The sequence below is a fragment of the Salmonella sp. SAL4457 genome, from assembly GCF_046548235.1.
Taxonomy (GTDB): Bacteria; Pseudomonadota; Gammaproteobacteria; order Enterobacterales; family Enterobacteriaceae; genus Salmonella; species Salmonella enterica.
Genome location: NZ_JBGDZO010000923.1, coordinates 1 through 253 on the forward strand (window position 1 = coordinate 1; position 253 = coordinate 253).

General features: G+C 60.5%; 1 protein-coding gene. It reads right to left on the reverse strand.

Going from position 1 to position 253, the window contains the following annotated elements; genetic code table 11:
• Positions 1-253 (reverse strand): hypothetical protein (locus ACLJNW_RS26895; RefSeq protein WP_410961606.1); only part of this gene is annotated, 253 nt, incomplete at both ends.

Consider the following 253-nt stretch of genomic DNA (forward strand, 5'->3'; position numbering starts at 1 on the left):
GAGCTGACTGTGCTTGAAATGACGTACGGCACTTGTGCAAGTGCCTGGCTCGCATCGGCGGTAACACCCGAATTGCGCACCCACACCGCCACAACGTAAATACCGGCCGCCGTCGGCTGCCACGTCAGCGTGTTGCTGCCGTTCCATTCACGCGCGACGTACCACACGCCATCGCTTTGCACCCACCATTTGAACTGATAGGGAGCCGTACCGCCCGCCGCAGCAGCAGTGAAGTTGATCGTCGTCCCAACTG